17 protein-coding genes and 1 pseudogene are annotated in these 20,994 nt (G+C 40.2%); 9 read left to right on the plus strand and 9 right to left on the minus strand.

The features are described from left to right. Positions 1-505: 505 nt before the first annotated feature. The 3 genes from F994_RS00260 to F994_RS00270 all read right to left on the minus strand — a co-directional run bounded on the left by F994_RS00260 (position 506) and on the right by F994_RS00270 (position 4,443). Positions 506-1,972 (minus strand): amino acid permease, encoded by a 1,467-nt coding sequence (locus tag F994_RS00260; protein WP_004647967.1) that lies wholly within the window; start codon positions 1,970-1,972, stop codon positions 506-508. Beyond that, positions 1,972-3,006 (minus strand): class I SAM-dependent methyltransferase, encoded by a 1,035-nt coding sequence (locus tag F994_RS00265; RefSeq protein WP_004647968.1) that lies wholly within the window; start codon positions 3,004-3,006, stop codon positions 1,972-1,974. The genes F994_RS00260 and F994_RS00265 overlap by 1 nt, the downstream gene beginning before the upstream one ends. A 66-nt stretch (positions 3,007-3,072) precedes the next feature. Further along, the gene (locus F994_RS00270) at positions 3,073-4,443 is read right to left on the minus strand and encodes a uracil-xanthine permease family protein (RefSeq protein ID WP_004647969.1); all 1,371 of its coding nucleotides are present in this window, start codon (positions 4,441-4,443) and stop codon (positions 3,073-3,075) included. Between the two features lie 173 nt (positions 4,444-4,616). Between F994_RS00270 and typA the strand changes: the two genes are divergently transcribed. From typA to F994_RS00285, 3 genes are all read left to right on the plus strand, one after another. Beyond that, the gene (typA, locus tag F994_RS00275; RefSeq protein WP_004647970.1) at positions 4,617-6,452 is read left to right on the plus strand and encodes a translational GTPase TypA; all 1,836 of its coding nucleotides are present in this window, start codon (positions 4,617-4,619) and stop codon (positions 6,450-6,452) included. Positions 6,453-6,673: 221 nt separating this feature from the next. Beyond that, complete coding sequence (mscL, locus tag F994_RS00280) at positions 6,674-7,111, plus strand: large conductance mechanosensitive channel protein MscL (RefSeq protein ID WP_004647971.1); 438 nt, start codon at positions 6,674-6,676, stop codon at positions 7,109-7,111. A gap of 472 nt (positions 7,112-7,583) precedes the next feature. Further along, positions 7,584-7,919 carry a gamma-glutamylcyclotransferase family protein gene (locus F994_RS00285; protein WP_004647972.1) on the plus strand — a complete coding sequence of 112 codons (336 nt, stop codon included), beginning with the start codon at positions 7,584-7,586 and terminating at the stop codon, positions 7,917-7,919. Positions 7,920-8,002: 83 nt separating this feature from the next. Here F994_RS00285 and F994_RS00290 read toward each other — a convergent pair whose 3' ends face one another. Genes F994_RS00290 through mutM form a run of 3 tightly spaced genes read right to left on the minus strand, consistent with a single transcriptional unit; the run spans position 8,003 to position 9,481 of the window. Beyond that, entirely contained in the window at positions 8,003-8,347 is a 345-nt protein-coding gene (locus F994_RS00290; RefSeq protein ID WP_004647973.1) for a hypothetical protein, read from the minus strand. A 1-nt stretch (position 8,348) separates the two neighbouring features. After that, on the minus strand, positions 8,349-8,630 hold the full coding sequence (locus tag F994_RS00295) for a peptidylprolyl isomerase (RefSeq protein WP_004647974.1): 282 nt from the start codon (positions 8,628-8,630) through the stop codon (positions 8,349-8,351). After that, positions 8,627-9,481, minus strand: coding sequence for a bifunctional DNA-formamidopyrimidine glycosylase/DNA-(apurinic or apyrimidinic site) lyase (mutM, locus tag F994_RS00300; protein WP_004647976.1), 855 nt, complete (start codon positions 9,479-9,481; stop codon positions 8,627-8,629). Before mutM ends, F994_RS00295 begins: the two co-directional genes overlap by 4 nt. 300 nt (positions 9,482-9,781) lie before the next feature. Between mutM and F994_RS00305 the strand changes: the two genes are divergently transcribed. The 3 genes from F994_RS00305 (at position 9,782) to F994_RS00315 (ending at position 14,015) form a co-directional block, all read left to right on the plus strand. Then, a complete protein-coding gene (locus F994_RS00305) occupies positions 9,782-11,905 on the plus strand; it encodes a TonB-dependent receptor (RefSeq protein ID WP_004647977.1) in 2,124 nt (707 codons plus the stop codon). An 11-nt stretch (positions 11,906-11,916) separates the two neighbouring features. After that, complete coding sequence (locus F994_RS00310) at positions 11,917-13,026, plus strand: NADH:flavin oxidoreductase/NADH oxidase (RefSeq protein ID WP_004647978.1); 1,110 nt, start codon at positions 11,917-11,919, stop codon at positions 13,024-13,026. 65 nt (positions 13,027-13,091) lie between these two features. After that, positions 13,092-14,015, plus strand: coding sequence for an AEC family transporter (locus tag F994_RS00315; RefSeq protein WP_004647979.1), 924 nt, complete (start codon positions 13,092-13,094; stop codon positions 14,013-14,015). A gap of 271 nt (positions 14,016-14,286) precedes the next feature. Here F994_RS00315 and F994_RS00320 read toward each other — a convergent pair whose 3' ends face one another. Continuing rightward, positions 14,287-15,093, minus strand: coding sequence for a tetratricopeptide repeat protein (locus F994_RS00320; RefSeq protein ID WP_004647980.1), 807 nt, complete (start codon positions 15,091-15,093; stop codon positions 14,287-14,289). A 312-nt stretch (positions 15,094-15,405) separates the two neighbouring features. Between F994_RS00320 and F994_RS00325 the strand changes: the two genes are divergently transcribed. Then, on the plus strand, positions 15,406-15,651 hold the full coding sequence (locus tag F994_RS00325; RefSeq protein ID WP_004647981.1) for a hypothetical protein: 246 nt from the start codon (positions 15,406-15,408) through the stop codon (positions 15,649-15,651). 28 nt (positions 15,652-15,679) lie between these two features. Here the strand turns inward: F994_RS00325 and F994_RS00330 are convergent. After that, positions 15,680-16,013, minus strand: a pseudogene (locus tag F994_RS00330) (protein tyrosine phosphatase). Between the two features lie 146 nt (positions 16,014-16,159). Here F994_RS00330 and F994_RS00335 point away from each other — a divergent pair. Continuing rightward, on the plus strand, positions 16,160-17,344 hold the full coding sequence (locus F994_RS00335; RefSeq protein ID WP_004647982.1) for a PQQ-dependent sugar dehydrogenase: 1,185 nt from the start codon (positions 16,160-16,162) through the stop codon (positions 17,342-17,344). Positions 17,345-17,355: 11 nt separating this feature from the next. Here F994_RS00335 and ygfZ read toward each other — a convergent pair whose 3' ends face one another. Continuing rightward, positions 17,356-18,078 carry a CAF17-like 4Fe-4S cluster assembly/insertion protein YgfZ gene (gene ygfZ / locus F994_RS00340; protein WP_004647983.1) on the minus strand — a complete coding sequence of 241 codons (723 nt, stop codon included), beginning with the start codon at positions 18,076-18,078 and terminating at the stop codon, positions 17,356-17,358. 235 nt (positions 18,079-18,313) lie between these two features. On the opposite strand from ygfZ, the gene acnD reads away from it, so the two are divergent. Beyond that, the gene (gene acnD / locus F994_RS00345; RefSeq protein WP_034696579.1) at positions 18,314-20,920 is read left to right on the plus strand and encodes a Fe/S-dependent 2-methylisocitrate dehydratase AcnD; all 2,607 of its coding nucleotides are present in this window, start codon (positions 18,314-18,316) and stop codon (positions 20,918-20,920) included. Positions 20,921-20,994 lie beyond the last annotated feature (74 nt).

Consider the following 20,994-nt stretch of genomic DNA (forward strand, 5'->3'; position numbering starts at 1 on the left):
AAGCAGCCGTAAGGCTGCTTTTTTTTATGAAGAAAAATTTATTTTGATAATAGATCACTTGCATAAATCAAGAAATGTTCAATATTTGCTTTTTAAAAGCAGTACTCCTGCGGAAGACAAAAACCTTTTGTTTGCCATACACGACATCTTGAGCCAGTTTTAATGTACTGCATTTAAAATGCAGCGTAAGGATCGGAAACGTATGGCATTCATGCCACACTCATGAATCCAATGCCTGCTAAAATTCATGTTTTAATTTTTACGTCATTTAATTTTTCAGTTTTAGAGGGAATTCAGCTTTTGTAATTTAAGATTTTTAACCTGTATAAACGTGATCAAGGTTTTACTCAGATCTGAACCAGAACAACCATATTTCAAAGCGCTTTATTTTGGATGATTGTCGCTTATTGAGAAGTTAGTTATATCAAAAGGCTATGTTGCCGAGATTTATGATTTTTGCACAATAAAAAACAGCCCTAAGGCTGCTTCTTATTTAAGTAGAAGATTAATCATTTTCTACATTTACGGGTTGAACATCCATTTCTTTATATGGAATAAGTTTGGTTTTATATTTCCATTTATAACCTAACCAGATGACCAGAAATAGCGGAATACTAATGTAAGTCGAAGCTAAACCTAACCAATCCACTCTTCCACCAATCAGTGCTTCATAGTTCTGACCTAGAATGATGATTGAGCAGAGGATAAAAGCAAACCATGGTGCGAAGGGGAAGAACTTTGCTGTATAGGCTAAGTCTTCCAGTTTATAGCCTTGTGCTAAATAGCCTTTACGGAAACGATAGTGTGAAATCGCAATGCCTAACCAGACGATAAAGCCACACATGCCTGACATATTAAGCAACCAATTAAACACTTGTTGCTCACCAATAAAGGTGGTTAAGAAACACAGTGCTGCAATTGCAGTCGTTGCATAAAGTGCATTCATAGGTACGCCGCGAGTATCGAGTTTTGCAAACCATTTCGGTGCGCGACCTTCACGTGCCATGTCAAATAGCATACGTGTAGATGAATACATTCCCGAGTTACCTGCGGATAAAATGGCCGTTAAGATCACCGCATTCATTAAACTTGCAGCAAAAGCAAAGCCTGCTTTTTCATACAATAAGGTAAATGGTGAAAGGGTGATGTTGTCACCTGCCGCAGCTTGTAACAGACGAGGATCATCATAAGCGACGAGTGTGCCAATAATGAAAATACACACCACATAAAATAATAAGATACGCCAGAAAATTTGCTTAATGGCAACAGGAATGGTTTTTTTAGGATCTTTCGATTCTCCCGCGGCAACCCCCACCATCTCTGTTCCTTGGAAGGAGAATCCTGCAATCATGGCCACACCAATCATGGCTTGTAGTCCACCGACAAAAGGTGCATCACCTTTGGTCCAGTTAGAGAAAGTGACCATATTCGGTGTCAGGATGATTTTTGCAATCATGGCAATGCCAATAATAATAAAGACAATAATGGCAATGACCTTGACCAGTGAGAATAAAAACTCACTTTCACCAAAACCTTTTACGGTCAGTGAATTAATGGCAAAAATAATGGCAAGGAAAATGGCACTCCAGTAGAAACCGGGAATATCTGGAAACCAGAATTTCATAATGAACTGCACCGCAACCAGTTCAAAAGCAACCGTGATTGCCCAGTTGTACCAATAGTTCCAACCCAAGGCGAAACCAAAACCGCCTTCTACATATTTAGTACCATAGGTAAAAAATGCACCTGAAGTGGGATTGTGCGTGGCAAGTTCGCCCAAACTTGTCATTAAGAAATAAATCATTAAACCAATAAGCGCATAAGCAAGTAATGCACCACCGGGACCTGCATTGGCAATGGTTGCACCAGAAGCAAGGAATAAACCTGTGCCGATGGAGCCACCAATCGCAATCATATTCAGATGGCGAGCACCAAGCTTACGCTGTAAGTGTGGTTGATCAATTTCACTCATCATTGTTCCTTAGATTTTTTTTGAGTGTTGGCGAACAGCACTTTAAAGCCTTGTTGATCTGCTTTAGTTGTACATTGACCAAAATTTTGCTCAATTAATAATGGATAATTTAGAAAGCGGTTGGCCACAATCCATAATTCACCGCCCGATTTTAAATGACGTCGTGATGTTTTACATAAACTTTCACTGGCGTTGTAATCGGTGTGGATGCCTTGATGGAAGGGAGGATTACTGACAATGGCATGTAAGAATAGCGGTGCATCTTCAATACCGGTCACTGCTGTAATTTCAAGTTGTTCTGGCGAAAGATTGTTTTTTTCAAAGGTCATTTGGGTGGAAGCCAAAGCAAAAGCATCAACATCCATCGCAAAAATTCGATTTTTCGGATTGAGTTTGGCTAAATAAGCACTGATGACACCCGAACCGCAACCAAAGTCGGCAATTTTACCCGCAGTGACTTGTGATAAATAAGGTAACAGCACCGCAGTACCCATATCTAAACGATTTTGACTAAATACACCGGGTAAGGCACAGATATTCAAGTCGCCATTCGGTGTGGTCACGGTATATTGTTGTGCCCAGTCATCCAGTTTTTTCGCTGTCACGGTTTTTTCAACCGTCATTTGCCACATCTGACAGTGACGCGCACTATCTAATTTACAGGCTGGACCAAACGGCAGTAATTGTTTGGCTGCACGTTCAACGCCCGCTTTTTTCTCTCCGACAAGGAAAATTGAAGCACCGACGTTTAAACGGCTGACCACATTATGTAGGACGTAATTGAGGAGTTCTTTTGACTTTGGGACAAAAATAATCGCTTGATCAAAATCATCTACAGGAAGGTCGATACCAAAATGTACATTGGCTTGTTGGGACTGAAAATATTGTAATTCATTATAATTCCATGTCCAGAAACATGGAGTGATGTCTTTTTCTAAATTGGAAAGTAAGTCATCCGTAGGTGCATTAATGAGCAGTACACGTCCAGACAGATATTCGTGCTGTCGAATGACAACTTCACTTCTAGGATCCATTTTTTTATCTCGCCATTGAAAAACTCTGCCCAGACAATGCTGGGCAGGGTTGATGCTGAAATGAAATTATTTCTTCGATTCAGGAAGAATAATGTTTAATAACAATGCTGCAATACCGCCTGTCGCAACACCAGAACTGAAAATGTTACGGAATAATTCAGGCAGGTGTTCAAGAATTTGAGGTACTTGTGCCACACCTAAGCCTAAGGCCAAGGAAATTGCAATAATCAGTAATGCACGACGGTCAAGTTGAATACCCGACAGGATATTAATACCTGAAGCTGCAACAGCACCGAACATCACCATGACTGCACCACCCAATACCGCTTGTGGTACGGCCTGAATCACACCTGCAACAGCAGGAAATAAACCCAGAATAACCAATAAAGCCGCAATCCAGATCCCGACATAACGGCTTGCAACACCTGTTAGTTGAATGACACCGTTGTTTTGTGCAAAAACAGAACTTGGGAAGGTGTTAAAAATACCGGCAAGAAAAGAATTTGCCCCATTGACCAATACACCACCTTTAATACGTTCCATCCATACGGGACCGTCTACAGGTTGATTGGATATTTTTGAAGTTGCGGTGACATCACCAATCGCTTCTAAAGAGGTTACAAGGTAAATAAATGCCATTGGAATAAATAAGCTCCATGAGAAACTTAAACCAAAATGCATGGGTGTTGGAATTTGAATGAGGGGGGTATCTTCTAAACTTGAAAAATTAAGATGTCCCATAAAACCGGCAACAATATAACCAATCACTAAAGCAATTAAAATAGCCGAGCTTTTGACCCAGACAATACGAACACGATTTAAAACAACAATGATCGCCAGTACCGTACATGACATGATGAGGTTGTCGGCATTGGCAAAAGTTTTATCGCCCATGGCTTGATAACCGCCCCCCATGCTGATCAGACCTTCTTTAATTAAAGTCAAACCAATCAGCAACACCACAATACCCGTTACCAATGGGGTAATCAGCTTTTTTACCCAAGGCAGAATACGAGATACGCCCATTTCAATAAATGAACCCGCAATGACCACGCCAAAAATTGAGGCCATGACAGCTTCAACAGGTGTGCCTGCTGCAACCATGGCAGAACCAATACCAATAATGGGACCAATAAAGTTAAAGCTGGTTCCTTGAACAATCAGTAAGCCTGCACCAAATGGACCTACTTTTTTACATTGTAAAAAAGTGGCAATCCCTGAGATCACCAAAGACATGGAAAGAATCATATTGGTGTCTTGTTTTGAGACACCTAAAGCTAAGCAGATGAGTAAGCCGGGGGTAACAATCGGGACAATAATCGCCAATAAATGTTGCAGTGCAGCTAAAAAAGCGATGAATGGTTTTGGACGATCGTTTAATCCATAAACCAAATCAAGATGATCTTTTTGCTCGGGAGAGTTTGTTAAATCAGACATTTGAAAACGGTACAGCAGCAATTTATGGCTATTCTAATCGAGTTACAGGACTTTACAAACCAAAAAAAGACCGATTTTTTAAAAAAACTTGTAACTGTCAATAAACTGTCACTACTAAAAGTGAGTATTTTTCTGTATAATTTGCCCTCAAATTTAAAGCGTATCGAATTTACATGTCAGATATTAAAACTCTCCGCAACATTGCCATTATTGCGCACGTTGACCATGGTAAAACCACTCTTGTAGACAAACTTTTGCAACAATCTGGTGCTCTCGGTGACCGCGCGGGCGAGATTGAACGTGTTATGGATTCTAACGCGCTTGAGTCTGAACGTGGTATTACCATTCTTGCAAAAAATACTGCAATCAAATGGTTAGACAAACGTACAGATACTGAATACCGCATTAACATCGTCGACACCCCGGGACATGCTGACTTCGGTGGTGAAGTTGAACGTGTAATGTCTATGGTTGACTGCGTACTTCTTCTTGTTGATGCACAAGACGGTCCAATGCCACAAACTCGTTTTGTGACATCTAAAGCATTTGCGAGTGGCCTTAAGCCAATCGTTGTATTAAACAAAATTGACCGTCCGGGCGCGCGTCCTGACTGGGTAATGGATCAAGTATTTGATTTGTTTGATAACCTTGGTGCGACTGATGAGCAGTTAGACTTCCCAGTCGTTTATGCTTCTGCAATTAACGGTATTGCTGGTCGTGATGTTGAAGCAATGGCTGAAGATATGACGCCATTGTTTGAAACAATTGTTGACATCGTTGAACCACCTAAAGTTGATGTTGATGGTCCGTTCCAAATGCAAATTTCATCTCTTGACTATAATAGTTTTGTCGGTGTAATTGGTATTGGTCGTATTCAACGTGGTTCTGTGAAAACAAATACCCAAGTGACTGTGATTGATAAAGACGGCAAAACACGTAACGGCCGTATCTTAAAAATCATGGGTTACCATGGTCTTGACCGTGTAGACGTTGAAGATGCTTCTGCTGGTGATATCGTATGTATTACTGGTTTGGATGCACTGAACATTTCTGACACGATTTGTGATCCGAAAAATGTTGAAGCTTTACCACCATTGTCTGTAGATGAACCTACAGTTTCGATGACATTCCAAGTAAACAACTCACCGTTTGCTGGTCGCGAAGGTAAATTCGTAACTTCACGTAATATTCGTGAACGTCTTGACCGCGAATTGATTCATAACGTAGCTTTACGTGTTGAAGATACTGATTCTCCAGACCGTTTCAAAGTATCTGGTCGTGGTGAGCTTCATTTGTCTGTTCTTATTGAGAACATGCGTCGTGAAGGCTTCGAGATGGGTGTATCTCGTCCTGAAGTAATCATGAAAGAAATTGATGGTGAAATCCAAGAGCCGTATGAAAATGTAACTTTTGACGTTGAAGAACAACATCAAGGTTCAATCATGGAGCAAATGGGCTTCCGTAAAGGCGAAATGACCAATATGGAACTTGACGGCAAAGGCCGTATCCGTATTGAAGCAACTGTTCCTTCACGTGGCTTGATCGGTTTCCGTTCTGAATTCTTAACCATTACTTCTGGTACTGGTATTATGACTTCAAGCTTCTCTCATTATGGTAAAGCGAAAGCGGGTACTGTAGCGAAGCGTCAAAACGGTGTACTTATTTCAATGGTTAACGGTACTTGCTTAGCGTTTGCATTGTTTACATTACAAGACCGTGGTCGTCTATTTGCTGAACCACAGTTAGAAGTTTATGAAGGTATGATCGTGGGTATGAACTCACGTTCTGACGACATGACGGTTAACCCAACTAAAGCGAAGCAGTTAACCAACATGCGTGCATCTGGTACAGATGAAGCATTAACGTTAACGCCAGCAATTCGTTTCACGCTTGAACAAGCGCTTGAATTCATTGAAGATGATGAATTAGTTGAAGTTACACCTAAGTCAGTACGTATTCGTAAGCGTTGGTTGACTGAAAATGATCGTAAACGTAACCGTGGTAAATAATTTTTAATTATTGTCCATGACTGCGTTTGGTCATAAAAAGGTGCTATCAATTCGTTGATAGCATTTTTTTTTGTTTGAAATGAGCAACTAAATATATTCAATACGGAGAATTCCAAGTAAATTACAAGGAATTCTGAATGTTTTCTTAATGCTTAAGCATAGGAAACAGTTCAATAAATATTTTAATAAAGAATAGCATCAAAGAGAAACTGGAGAAAAACATGAGTATTGTGCAAGAATTTAAAGAGTTTGCCATTAAAGGCAATATGATGGATTTGGCGATTGGTGTCATCATTGGTGGCGCTTTTGGTAAAATTATTGATTCATTGGTGAAAGATGTCTTAATGCCTTTAATTTCTGTGATTACAGGCGGTGATGTTGATTTTTCGCAATGGTTTATTGTGTTAGGCGATAACCCGAATAATTTGCAAACGCTTGAAGAATTGCAAAAAGCGGGGATCAACGTTTTACAATATGGTAGTTTCTTAACGGTATTTATTAATTTCTTGATTTTAGCTTGGGTGGTTTTCTTACTGGTTAAAGTCATGAATCGTCTTCGTAAACAGGAAGCACCTGTAGAAGCACCAGCTGCAACGCCGGAAGACATCGAATTATTACGTGAAATTCGTGATGAATTAAAACGTCGTCCACAAGTTTAAACTGTGGAAGAATAAAAAGATGGTACTTTAAGTTAATGCCAGTCAGTTAAGAAATTGACTGGCATTTTATTTTTTAAATTCATAATATTATTCGATACGCGGAGACGTCATCCGCAACTGTTCGAGGCAAACTATTTTAAAAAAGTAAGGTTTCTGCGATTTATTAATCAATAAAAGGCATTTGGCGAGTTTTGCGGATGACAATGCTTTTGATTACTTTGGGCTTATCCAAAGTAATAGATGAGCTCCAAGTATTTGATTTAAAGATATAAGACTCCGTCGTGAACAACTAAAAAGCTAAGGACTTTGTTTCTAAAACCCTTAACTGACTGGCATTAGCACTTTAAGTGCCGTTTTTATTGCAAGTGAGAAAAGAGTTCGTAATTTTTCATGTAAGAACAACCGTCTTTTGCATGGAAACTTTGATAATTTGACTTTAAAATGCCGTACATATTGCAATGGAATAACAGTGATGAATCAATTGTTTGTGTACGGTACATTGTGTCCTAACCGAGAAAATGCACATATTCTGGGTGAGATGAAGGGTGACTGGGAAAAAGCATCCGTTCATGGAACTGTTCATATTTTGGATTGGGGCCCAGATAAGGGATTACCAGCGCTTGTGCTCAATGAACAGGATTCTCAAATCGAAGGTTATTTATTTAGCACCGAAAAATTACAACACAACTGGCAAATGTTAGATGATTTTGAGGGGCTGCAATACGAAAGAGTACAAGTCACGGTGTTTCTGGCATCTGGTGAAAAAACAGAGGCTTGGACGTATGTAATGAAACCAAAACAAGACTAATCTAGATCACTTTAGTAACTTTATAAGGCTCAACAACTTTTTTAATTTTGGGGTGATTTGGGTCTGGAAATAAGTATCTTTTGCTAAGCATTTTTTGTCTGAGATATCATTTTCCATTTGTGCAAAACAAAATTATGCGCATCAATGTATAAATAGCTCAGCTCAAAGAATGCAATATAAAGCTGTTTGGCTCGATATTTTTGTCTACATGAAACAGCATCTTTAAGCTGGCTTTTAAAATTCGAAATACCATCAATATGAATAGCAATACCGTCTGCGCCGTTCCAAGCATTATTGAACCAAAGGCCTTTAGAACCATAATCTGCCAGTATTGCTGCCATTTTATGGAAATTATAGGTTTCCTGTGCTTTTGGATTGAGTGTCCGATATTCAATTTGTTCAAATTTAAGACCATCTTGCTCAATCATCTTAGTCCATCCGAAACTTAATTTCGAGTAAATGCCAGCCAAACTGACTTTTGATTGGGCCATGCAACTCACGTTCAGCTAAGGTAAATACTGCTTTATCAATGGGGCCGACCAATTGTCCTTTTTTAATATCCCCCAGTTCACCGCCTTTTTTGCCTGAAGGACAAGTGGAATGTTGTTTGGCAATTTGGGCAAAGTCTGCACCCGCTTTAATTTTCTTTTTTAACTGTTCAGCCAATGCTTTGTCTTTGACTAAAATGTGACGCACGATGGCAGATTTCATGCTTTATTCCCTTTAGATGGTGTCTTGGTGAGCATTTTAACGCTTTTTAAAGGCTGACATTGCGGACAAAATACACTGGCACGCTGTCCGAGTTTTAAATTTTCTAAAGTGGTTTCACAGTTCACACACATTTCACCCGCACGACCATAGGCCAATAGAGTTTGTTGGAAATAACCATTTTCGCCCATGGCATTACTATAATCGCGCAGGGTTGAGCCGCCTAAATCTATGGCTTGTTTTAAAATTCGTTTGATCTCGACCACTAATTTTTCAATTTGCTGCATACTTAAACTGGATGCGGGTTGGGCAGGGTGAATGCCTAAATTGAATAAACTTTCAGTGGCATAGATATTGCCGACCCCAACCACCATGTGATTATCCATAATGGCAACTTTGGCAGCGACATTTTTCTTTTTAAATTTGTTTGCTAAATAGTCCGCATTAAAAGCATCACTTAAAGGTTCAGGACCCAAAGTATCAATTAACTTGGTTTGAGCATTTTGATCTAGCCAGAGAATGCAGCCAAAACGACGTGGGTCATGGTAACGCAGTTCTATATCTTCAAACTGAATGATCAAATGATCATGTTTACGCAATTCCGTCTGGGGTTCACACAGACGAAAACTCCCCGACATGCCCAAATGCCATAACATAGTGTCGTGTTCAAATTCCGCCAAAATATATTTAGAGCGTCGCGTAAGCTTAAGTAATTTTTGTCCTATGAGTTTTTGAATATCTTCAGGAATAGGCCAGCGTAAACTGGATTGTCTGACTTCAACAGAAATGACTTTTTGCTCAATTAAAGGCAATAAACTGGTTTTTGTGGTTTCAACTTCAGGTAATTCAGGCATTTTTAGCAAATTAAAATGGATTATGGCTAATATCGGGATGAATGGTCGAGAATACAAGTTTTAATTGAAGCATAAAGTAAGTCATCCACATACTGTAAGAAACCGAGTTCAAAAATAGATTGAAAATAAGCTGAACAATATAATATCAAGCTGAACTATTCATATTACCCATTGAAATTATTCATATTCGGTCCTTTGTTACAGTATGTGATCAATTCTGCTGCCACGGAAAGTTGATAATGCGCTGAGAGTTGGTTTAAGCTCTAAAATCATTTTTTATTCTGAAATAGAGGCTGCTCAATGCAAAGTAAATCACCAATAAAGTCCATCAATATGACTTTACTTTGCTTGACGGCATGTATTTGTCAAAATCTTTATGCAGAAGCAGGTTCTACGGAACCTGTTTTACTTCCAACCTTAAAAATACAAGCCACACGTACCGATACAGACTGGTTAGCAACACCGGCATCGGTCTATCGTATTGAACAAAAAAATAATGAAAATAATTTGGGGATTAATTTATCTGAAACCTTGAAAGGCGTACCGGGTTTACAACTGAATAACCGTGAAAATTATGCACAGGATTTACAACTGTCTATGCGTGGTTTTGGCGCGCGTTCAACCTTTGGGGTGCGTGGGATTCGTTTATATGTCGATGGCATTCCTGCCACCATGCCTGATGGTCAGGGACAAACTTCGAATATTGATTTAAGCAGTCTAGATCACATTGAAGTCTTGGGTGGACCCTTTTCATCGTTATATGGTAATTCTTCTGGCGGTACTGTTTTAACCAGCACCAAGCAAGGTGAAGGCCGTGATTCAATTCAGTTAGGCTATGCTGGGGGGAGTCATCACAAAGGTCGTGCAGATATCGTCTTACAAGGTGGGGTAGATAAAGCGGGTGAGCCAAGTTATGTGGTGAGTTCTTCTTATTTTGATACCGATGGTTATCGTGACCACAGTGCAGCGCGTAAAGTTTTAAGCAATGCCAAATTGACTTGGGATTTAGACGATGGTTCTAAAGTAAATTGGATTGTGAATCATGTGGATATGAATGCCGATGATCCACAAGGTTTAACCCGAGAGCAATGGAAAGCCAATCCCAAACAAGTAAATGATGCAAAAAATATTTATGATGTGCGTAAGGCAATTAACCAGACCCAAACAGGACTGACGTGGACGAAGCCGATTAATGACCAACATGAGCTTTATGCCATGGCTTATGCGGGACATCGTGAAGTCACTCAATATCAATCCATTCCAAACACAGCTCAAGCTAATCCGCGCCATGCAGGTGGTGTGATTGATTTTAGCCGTGATTATTACGGGACTGATTTGCGTTGGACGGGTAAAGATTTACTACCGAATACACGTTTTACTGCGGGATTTGCTTTTGATGCCATGGATGAAGACCGTCAAGGTTATGAAAACTTTGATAGTAATGGACATTATGGGGTAAAAGGCAATTTACGCCGTGATGAAAATAATACCTTATGGAATTTAGATCCATATCTACAAGCATCTTGGCAGTTTTTACCCACTTGGCGCTTAGACACAGGTTTGCGTTATAGCAACGTGCATTACCAATCTAAAGATCACTATATTCAAGGGACAAATGCTGATGACAGTGGTAAGACTGACTATGACAAGCTATTGCCTTCAGCTGCATTCACTTGGGAAATAAGCCCTCAGTTGAGCACGTATCTGAGCTATGCCCAAGGGTTTGAAACACCGACATTTACTGAAATGGCATATCCAACAACAGGAACAGCTGGGATTAACTTTGCTTTAAAACCTTCAAGCAGTGACAACTATGAATTGGGTTTAAAAGCACAAAATAGTTTTGGTAATTTTACCGCAGCAATTTTCCACAGTGAAACTCAAGACGATATTGTTTCAGCAGGAACACTGGATGGTCGATCGACCTTCCAAAATGCTGATAAAACTTTGCGTCAGGGTGTAGAACTGTCATGGAATAAAAATTTATGGCGTGATTTGACGGCACAAGCCAGTTATAGCTATTTAGATGCAACATTGGATGCCGATATTCCCAATATTGATCCTCAAAAAGTCGTTTATAGCGGGAACTACATTCCCGGTGTCGCAAAAAATCAGGCCTATGTTGCTTTAGGCTGGCAGCCTGAAACAGGCTTTAATGCGGGCATCGATGTACGTTATATGGATAAAATTTATGTCAATGACAGCAATAGCGATGTAGCACCTAGCTATACCGTGACTTCGGCAAATATAGGTTATGTCTGGAAAAATAATGATTGGAAAGTGCGTAGTTATGCACGTGTAGATAATATGTTTGATGAAAACTATGTCGGTTCAGTGATTGTCAATGATGGCAATAATCGATTCTTTGAACCCGCAGATGGGGTGAACTGGAGCGCGGGTTTAAGCATCACCAAAGCATTCTAAGGAGCAAAAAAGTGTCTTTATTATTTGAACCGATTCAGTTTGGTCAGTTAGAACTCAAGAATAGAATTGTGATTGCCCCGATGTGTCAATACTCTGCAACCGAGCAGGGCGAAGTGACTTATTGGCATGAACAGCAATGGGCAAATTATGCATTGTCTGGAGCGGGTTTGTGTGTGGTTGAGGCAACAGCTGTACAGCCAGAAGGGCGTATCAGTTATGCTGACTTAGGACTGTGGAATGATACACAGCGCGATCAAATCAAAACATTACTGACAAAAGTAAAAACACTTTCGCCTATGCCTTTTGCCATTCAGTTGGCGCATGCAGGCAGAAAGGCATCTACGGATAAACCTTGGGATGGCAAAGGCCAATTTAGCCCCGATCAAGAGCATGGGTGGCAGACCGTTTCAGCCAGTGATATTCCATTTAATGATCACGATCATGCGCCACAGGAACTGTCAAAAAATGGCATCCAAAAAATTATTCAAGACTTTAGCAATGCGGCGATTCGTGCGGTTGACGCGGGTTTTGATTTAATTGAGTTACACGCCGCGCATGGTTATTTATTACACCAGTTTATGTCGCCTTTAGCGAATAAGCGCAGTGATGAATATGGCGGTTGCTTTGAAAACCGTATTCGGATGGCGATAGAAACATTTCAGAGCATGAAAGCTGCTGTTCCTGAAAATTTCCCGATTGGTGTACGCCTTTCTGCTCAAGATTGGCTTGAAGGCGGTTGGTCGTTAGAAGAAAGCGTTGAATTGTCGAAACGATTAGAAGGTTTAGGTGCAGCTTATATTCATGTTTCGAGTGGGGGATTACACGCCCAGCAAGACATTAAAATTGGCGCCAATTATCAAGTGCCATTTGCTGAAGCCATTAAAAAAGCGCTTCATATTCCAGTGATTGCGGTGGGTTTAATTACTGAAGCGCTGCAAGCAGAAAGTATTCTTGCAAAGGGACAAGCCGATGCGATTGCTTTGGCACGCGCGCTGCTTTATGAGCCACGTTGGCCTTGGCATGCAGCTGCAACATTGGGTGCGAAAATTGAAATTTCGCCACAGTATTTACGCTGCCAGCCACATGGCGTGAAGTCACTGTTTAAGCCCTTTCAACCCTAAAATGTGCTTGCAAAAAATGGCAGCGATGAAGTCGATTTAGGTCTTTTGCAAGATAGGGAGTCGCTGTGGTTTTAACTGTTATTTTACCGATATGCCTGCTGCTTCTATTGGGGTTTATTTGTGTAAAATTTGAATTTATTTTACCTGAGCATATTACAGGTTTAAGTCAGTTTGTTTTTAAAATCTCATTACCTGCATTTTTACTGCAAGCTTTAGCCAGTAAGCGTTTCGATGAAATTTGGCATCCCAGTTATTTCATTGCTTATGGTGGCGGTTCACTGATTATTTTTGCTTTGGCTTTTTTCTTGTATCGCAAATATTTTCAATGCCGTTTGACCGAATCTGGGGTGTTGGCGATGGGTGCATCCATGTCCAACACGGGTTTTATTGGCACAGCAATACTGACGATGCTGATTGGACAACATGCCGCTATTTATCTTTCTTTGACTTTGATTATTGAAAATTTACTGATTGTGGCATTAACTTTAGTGATTGCTGAAGTAGGGATGCAGCAACATCAATTGACCTCTCAATTGCTTAAACAAACCTTGCACAATGTCATTAAAAACCCCGTCATTTTGTCTATTGTGTTGGGCATGCTTTGCGTCGTTTTAAATATTCAGCTGCCATTTTATCTGGTTCAAGTTTTGGAGATGTTAGGTAAAACAGCTTCGCCAATTGCGTTGTTTGTGATTGGGGCAAGTTTGGTCGGGATGAGCTTAAAATCACTGAATATGCAAAGTGTAATTTTAGTCGGTTTTAAAATTGTACTGATGCCACTGACGATTTTTGTTTTATTCAGTATTTTACCCAATGTCAGCCAAGAAATGCTTTATGCAGGGACTTTACTTGCCGCATTACCCATGCCTATTGTGTTGGGTATTTTGGGGCAAAATTATGGACTGAGCGATAAAGCCTTAACTGCTTTAATGTTAAGCACCATATTGGGTTTTATTGGGATCAGTAGTTTGATTGCACTGTGGTGGTAAATTCGGCTGACAGTAAAAAGCCCCTGATTTAGGGAATGCCAGTTAGTTAAGAGTAATTTAATGATTACTCATTTAAAAATCTCTCCTCTTGCGAAGCAATGCTTCTCATCTTTGAAAAAGAGGGGAACTATTGAGAATTTAAAATCATTTTATATTCTTGAAGCTCCCTCCTTTTTCAAAGGAGGGTTGGGGAGGATTTAAAATGCTTCAGTAAAAAGCCCCTCATTTTTAGGGGCTTTGTTGATTTGGATCTTGTATTGGTTGAAACGCTTTAGCTTTTCTTTTCAGCTTTTGGCGGGTTTTTTGCGGTTTCAGCAATCATTTTATCCACCACCGCTAAAGACTCTTTTGCCTGAGGTACGTTTTCTTTTGCTAGAGCCGAGAAAATCTTTTTCGCTTCTACAAGGTTTTGCGGAACGATCTTACCATTGGTAAACATATTGCCGACAGCCAACAACGCTGGAATATAGCCGCTTTGAGCTAAGTCCTGTATGCTTTTTAAGCCCTGTTTAATTGATGCTTCATTTTTAGTTTTAAAGCCTAAGCTAATGTCATATAAGGCTTTAGCATGGATTGCTTGATAGTTGTCCTTTTTAATTAAAGGATCTAGTTTTTGTAATGCCAATTTCTCTGATGCAGGCGTGCCTTCAGCAAAAAGCAAAACGGCTAAATCGACAGTGGCATCATCAAAACCTTGTTTAGATGCTTTTTCTAAATACTGTTTGGCTTTGTTGATGTCTTGCTTAAGACCTAAAGTACCCGCCATATAGTTTTTGCCTAAGACATAGTTGGCAACAGGGTAGCCTTTATTGGCAGACTCTTCGTACAGCTTAATTGCCTTTTTTTCATCTTTGGCGGTGCCTTGACCTGTTTGCGTGAGGTAACCTAAATTATAGATTGCCTGCGGGTTACCTGTTTTTGCTAATTTATCCAGTTCTTGATATGCGCCCTTCATATCCTTGGCTTTGACCATGGTTTCAATTTTGGCAAAGGCAGGATCGATGGATGGTTTTGCAGTTTCTGCTAGAGCAAAATTTGAAGATAATGCGATGATACTAGCAAGTATGATTTTTTTCATAGTGTTAAAAACCTTTTATAAACATGCACATAATTCCATTTATGTGTTTAGGGGGTATAGGGAAGACTTAATTACAACATCATAAGTTTAATTGTGTGAATGTAAATATATGATTTGTGTATTGCAATAGAATTTCGTAGTTATTTGCATAATGAATGTTAAATCAATATGAAGAAATGTTTACTTCTACTTAAAAATCTAAAGCCAAAAATGAAAGTTCGAGTTGCTTATATAAAATGAGTATCAGAATGAACTTTGCTTTTTAGCCAATGTTTGTTTAAATCTCGGTTGAATTTTATAGCGAGTAGATCCATGTTCATTAAAGGCATTAAGCGTAACTATTTAAAAGTGAGTCAGGATGAATCGATTGCTGATGAAGATAAGATTGATGCGTTATTAATGAAATTGGGCGCTGAGTTTTTAGTGAGTAAAGAAGATCGGGTCTATATTTTTCAGAAAGATGGTCATAGTGCAAAATTTGATGCAAAACATGCACGTGCTTTTCATTTTAAAGATTATGTGGTGAAAGATATGAATAAGCTGTTTCATGATTTTTAATAGACGTGATTTTCTGTTTTTAAAAGTATTAAGTTAAATGTGTGCTCATTGAAAGTTTAATAATTTCAATGAGTTCTTCATCTATATAATGATAATCATCAGGGATATCTAGAACAATAACGGTCTTGTGTTTCAATTGCTTTGAAAATTTTTTCTGCAAAGCTTGTTTGTGTTTGTACTCTATCACTGCAATTAAATCTGCCAAACAATATCTTTGGCTGACACTTGATATTTTGCCTGTTTACTGGTTCCAGCTGAGCGTGTGTGTATGCCAAAGCCAACAGCAAAAATCGTTCCCTTGCGTGGCAGTACCACTCAGGGCTACGGCATTGGTTACAGCGACAGATAAATAGGTAGTTAATGGTGATTCCTCAAAATTTTGATTATTTTCATTGATCTGTCTGAATGTTTTTTAACTTAAAGCATTTGGCTATGTACTCTTCATTCAAATTATATAACATAAAATTGAAGGCTCTTTTTCGTAAGATTAATTGAGGCATATTCAAATATGATAAAAATACTGTCAATCTTATTTATAAGTTTAGTTTGTTCAATGACAAGTTTAGCAGGGCAGCCAAAACTTGTTCCTCATCCAGTAAACTTGAAAAACGGGACGCATTTTTCTTTAAATCTCCCGCCAAATTACGAAATTATTCCAGCGGCAGAGGGCTTAAAACGAGTTCGTTTTTTTACCAAAGCACCCGACGGTAGAATGTTTATCACGGATATGCACGATTTGACCGACAATAAAAAAGGCATCGTTTATATTTTGGATGAATGGAATGCTGAAACGGGTCAATTCGGAAAAATCATTCCTTATATGACAGGCTTAAAGAATCCAAATTCAGTCCAGTTTTATACGGACTCTGAAGGACAAGATTGGTTGTATTTAGCTGAAACCCACCAACTCACCCGACGAAAATTTACCCAAGGTGAAGTTAAACCCACGAGTAAAGCCGAAGTTTTGGCTACCTTTCCTGATTACGGTTTAAGCTATAAATATGGTGGTTGGCATCTAACGCGGACGATCGCAGTCGGTGGAAACGGGAAAATTTATGTTTCAGTTGGATCAAGTTGCAATGCTTGCACCGAGAAAGAAAAAGTTCGAGCGACCGTTTTAGAAATGAATCCTGACGGTTCGGAACAAAAGATTTTCGCCAAAGGCTTGCGCAATGCAGTCGGTTTGAAATGGGTGGGTAAATTTCTATTTGCCACCAATCAAGGTGCAGACCATTTGGGTAAAAATAAACCTGATGAAACTTTTTATGCACTCAAACGAGATGCTGATTATGGTTGGGCTTCATGTTATTCATCAAATGGTAAAATTTTAGCAGATCCAAAATTCAAACGTCCGTCAGGTTGTAAAAATGTGTTGCCTCCCTATGCCTATTTCCCTGCGCATTCATCGGCGCTTGGCTTTGACTATTTTGATAATCCAAATACGGATGACATGATTAAAAATTCTTTTTTAGTTGCTCTGCATGGCTCTACGGATGCCACGATTGGTCATGGCTACAAAATTGTTATTATGCGTAAAGGACAAAAACTACAGACATTTATGGATGGATTTTTAGTGGGTAAAACTGTGTATGGCCGCCCTTGTGATATCTATCGAATTGATGATCAATCATTCTATTTTTCAGATGACAAAGGCGGTGTGATTTATTATGTCAGAAGGAGAGAGCCTGTCTAAGTTTTTTGAACTTATTGCGGACGAGCTACATCACCATTTAAACTTGTCGGTAAAGCTAAAACCTGTAAATCAAGCTCTTCAAGTGCGGCAGGTTTAGCCACAACCAATGCTTTGTAACCACCATCAATCGCAATACTATTGACGATTTGGATATCCTTATTCAATTGAGTTGCAGGGGCAGGAACATCACCTGTGCCTTGAACAAGGTGCAACCAACTTTTCGGTTTTGCCTTAAACCAAAGACGCGCAATAATTTCCTGACCAATATAACAACCCTTGTCATAATGCACGCCTTCACGCTGATGCAATCGTAATTCTTGTGGTTGGAATAGTTCTGCTGTTGTTGCTGAAATCCACGCCTGACCTGCTTCAATCGCTTGCAGTTGCCAGATATTGATATCCGTTTCAGCGGTAGCAAAATCGGTGGTATCAGCATTGATCGTTGGGAAGACTTGTGCAGCTTGTTCCAACTTCATTTTAGAAAATGCACCAAATTTTTTAATATGTTTGGCAAATTCTTCACTTTGATCTTGCGTTGTGACAATTTCAAAACTTTCAGGATTAAGTTTTTTTAACCATAAACCAAACTGAATACGCCCTTTTAAACTACAGATCGCGGTATAGCGCGTCACGTTCTCAGCCAAAGCTGCCACGTTTAGTGTGACTTGTCCTTGAAGGAATTTTTGTGCATCCACACCATTTAGTGTGAATGAGGAAAAAGCCAAATTGTTCATTTATCGCCCACCAATACTGGATCTAATACTAAAGAATTAGCCTAATTTTCCACTATTTTTCAAAAAAAATCAGATTTAGTGCAAATAATTCAATAAAGTTGTTACTAATTATTTCAAAACCCCCTGTTTTTATACCTAAGAATATGAAATATAAAGGATTTGGGAAATGGCTTTTCAGCAGTGTACTATGCCAATCATTAGACACGCAGAAAAAAATGATGCAAGAGGCACGACAATGAATAACAACTACCGTAAACCACTGCAAAACACCCAGCTCGAATATTTTGATGTACGCCAAGCCGTAGAAAATATTCAGCCAGGCGCATATGCAAAACTTCCATATACTTCAAAAGTGCTCGCAGAGCAGCTAGTACGCCGTTGTGATCCTGCTATTTTAGAGCAATCATTAAAAGAACTGATTGAACGTCGTCAAGAGCATGATTTTCCTTGGTATCCAGCTCGTGTGGTCTGTCATGACATTCTCGGACAAACTGCATTAGTCGACCTTGCAGGTTTACGTGATGCAATTGCTGACCAAGGCGGCGACCCGTCTAAAGTCAATCCTGTTGTACCGACCCAGCTGATTGTCGATCACTCATTGGCTGTAGAGTTTGGCGGTTTCGACCCAGACGCGTTTGAAAAAAACCGTGCCATTGAAGACCGTCGTAATGAAGACCGTTTCCATTTTATTGAATGGACCAAAACAGCGTTTGAAAATGTTGATGTGATTCCGGCGGGCAACGGCATCATGCACCAAATTAACTTGGAAAAAATGTCGCCAGTAATTCAAAACCGTGGTGGCGTGGCATATCCAGATACCTGCGTAGGGACAGATTCACATACCCCGCATACCGATGCTTTGGGTGTAATTTCAATTGGTGTGGGTGGTTTAGAAGCTGAAAATGTCATGCTCGGTCGTGCATCGTGGATGCGTCTGCCGGACATCATTGGTGTGGAGTTGGTGGGTCAGCGTAAAGCAGGCATTACCGCAACCGATATCGTGTTGGCTTTAACTGAATTCTTGCGTAAAGAACGTGTGGTCGGTGCCTATTTAGAATTTTTTGGTGAAGGTGCAGACAGTATGTCGGTGGGCGATCGTGCCACGATTTCCAACATGACCCCTGAATATGGCGCGACTGCGGCAATGTTCTACATCGACCAAAACACGCTTGATTATTTGACTTTAACAGGCCGTGAAGCAGAGCAAGTGAAACTGGTTGAAACCTATGCCAAAGAAATTGGTCTTTGGGCATCGGAAATGAAACAAGCAGAATATCCGCGTGTGCTGCGTTTTGATTTATCGACTGTGACCCGCAATATTGCAGGGCCATCAAATCCACATGCGCGTGTATCGACTGCGGACTTAAAAGCCAAAGGCATTGCAGGTGTGGTTGAACAGCGTACTGATGGTTTAATGCCAGATGGTGCTGTGATTATTGCAGCCATTACCTCTTGTACCAATACATCTAATCCACGAAATACCGTTGCCGCAGGTTTGTTGGCACGTAAAGCCAATGAATTGGGTTTAACGCGTAAACCGTGGGTGAAATCTTCTTTTGCACCGGGTTCTAAAGCGGCGGCTTTATACCTTGAAGAAGCAGGGGTGTTGCACGATTTAGAAAAATTGGGTTTTGGTATTGTCGCCTATGCATGTACCACCTGTAACGGCATGTCAGGTGCGTTAGATCCAAAAATTCAGCAAGAAATTATTGACCGTGATTTGTATGCAACAGCGGTACTTTCGGGCAACCGTAACTTTGATGGTCGTATCCATCCTTATGCAAAACAAGCATTCTTGGCATCTCCGCCTTTAGTTGTTGCTTATGCCATTGCGGGAACCATTCGTTTTGATATTGAAACCGATTCACTCGGGAACGACAAAGATGGCAATCCAATTTACTTAAAAGACATTTGGCCGTCGGATGAAGAAATTGATGCTTTGGTGAAAGTTGCGGTAAAACCTGAACAGTTCCGTAAAATTTATATTCCGATGTTTGATTTGGGTGTCAATGAAAAAGCGGCAAGTCCACTCTATGACTGGCGTCCGCAAAGTACCTATATCCGCCGTCCGCCATATTGGGAAGGGGCTTTGGCTGCACCACGCACTTTAGCCAATATGCGTCCGCTGGCAATTTTAGGCGACAACATCACCACCGATCATTTATCACCATCGAATGCAATTGTATTAGACAGTGCTTCGGGTGAATATTTGGCGAAAATGGGTGTACCTGAAGAAGACTTCAACTCATACGCAACGCACCGTGGCGATCACTTGACCACACAACGTGCCACATTTGCCAACCCGAAATTGTTTAATGAAATGGTACGTCGTACCGATGGCACGATTAAGCAAGGTTCCAAAGCACGTGTAGAGCCTGAAGGCGAAGTGATGCGCATGTGGGAAGCGATTGAAGTTTACATGAACCGTAAGCAACCGCTGATCATCATTGCAGGTAAAGACTATGGTCAGGGTTCAAGCCGTGACTGGGCAGCTAAAGGTGTGCGTCTTGCAGGTGTAGAAGCCATTGTCGCGGAAGGTTTTGAGCGTATTCACCGTACCAATTTGGTCGGCATGGGCGTGCTACCGCTTGAGTTTAAAGCAGGCGTTGACCGTAAAACCTTAAAGTTAGATGGTACGGAGCTTTATAGTGTAATTGGTAATATTGCACCGCGTTCTGACCTGACTTTAGTGATTGAGCGTGCGACTGAAGATGGTAAAAATGAAGTGGTTGAAGTTGCCGTGACCTGTCGTTTAGATACGGAAGAAGAAGTGCATGTGTATGAAGCGGGTGGTGTATTGCAACGCTTTGCGCAGGATTTCTTGGAAGGGAATGTGGCTTAAGACTTTAGCTAAAAGTTATTGATATTGTTGTGAAAAGACCCTACTGTTAAGTGGGGTTTTATTTTTTGGTGGAA

Origin of the sequence: Acinetobacter bohemicus ANC 3994 (assembly GCF_000367925.1) — a bacterium.
In the GTDB taxonomy this organism is placed as follows: domain Bacteria; phylum Pseudomonadota; class Gammaproteobacteria; order Pseudomonadales; family Moraxellaceae; genus Acinetobacter; species Acinetobacter bohemicus.

Bases quoted from the DNA above. Each gene is read 5' to 3' on its own strand.
- F994_RS00260 (WP_004647967.1), bottom strand. From the start codon at position 1,972: ATGAGTGAAATTGATCAACCACACTTACAGCGTAAGCTTGGTGCTCGC.
- F994_RS00265 (WP_004647968.1), bottom strand. From the start codon at position 3,006: ATGGATCCTAGAAGTGAAGTTGTCATTCGACAGCACGAATATCTGTCT.
- F994_RS00270 (WP_004647969.1), bottom strand. From the start codon at position 4,443: ATGTCTGATTTAACAAACTCTCCCGAGCAAAAAGATCATCTTGATTTG.
- typA (WP_004647970.1), top strand. From the start codon at position 4,617: ATGTCAGATATTAAAACTCTCCGCAACATTGCCATTATTGCGCACGTT.
- mscL (WP_004647971.1), top strand. From the start codon at position 6,674: ATGAGTATTGTGCAAGAATTTAAAGAGTTTGCCATTAAAGGCAATATG.
- F994_RS00285 (WP_004647972.1), top strand. From the start codon at position 7,584: ATGAATCAATTGTTTGTGTACGGTACATTGTGTCCTAACCGAGAAAAT.
- F994_RS00290 (WP_004647973.1), bottom strand. From the start codon at position 8,347: ATGATTGAGCAAGATGGTCTTAAATTTGAACAAATTGAATATCGGACA.
- F994_RS00295 (WP_004647974.1), bottom strand. From the start codon at position 8,630: ATGAAATCTGCCATCGTGCGTCACATTTTAGTCAAAGACAAAGCATTG.
- mutM (WP_004647976.1), bottom strand. From the start codon at position 9,481: ATGCCTGAATTACCTGAAGTTGAAACCACAAAAACCAGTTTATTGCCT.
- F994_RS00305 (WP_004647977.1), top strand. From the start codon at position 9,782: ATGCAAAGTAAATCACCAATAAAGTCCATCAATATGACTTTACTTTGC.
- F994_RS00320 (WP_004647980.1), bottom strand. From the start codon at position 15,093: ATGAAAAAAATCATACTTGCTAGTATCATCGCATTATCTTCAAATTTT.
- F994_RS00325 (WP_004647981.1), top strand. From the start codon at position 15,406: ATGTTCATTAAAGGCATTAAGCGTAACTATTTAAAAGTGAGTCAGGAT.
- F994_RS00335 (WP_004647982.1), top strand. From the start codon at position 16,160: ATGATAAAAATACTGTCAATCTTATTTATAAGTTTAGTTTGTTCAATG.
- ygfZ (WP_004647983.1), bottom strand. From the start codon at position 18,078: ATGAACAATTTGGCTTTTTCCTCATTCACACTAAATGGTGTGGATGCA.
- acnD (WP_034696579.1), top strand. From the start codon at position 18,314: ATGAATAACAACTACCGTAAACCACTGCAAAACACCCAGCTCGAATAT.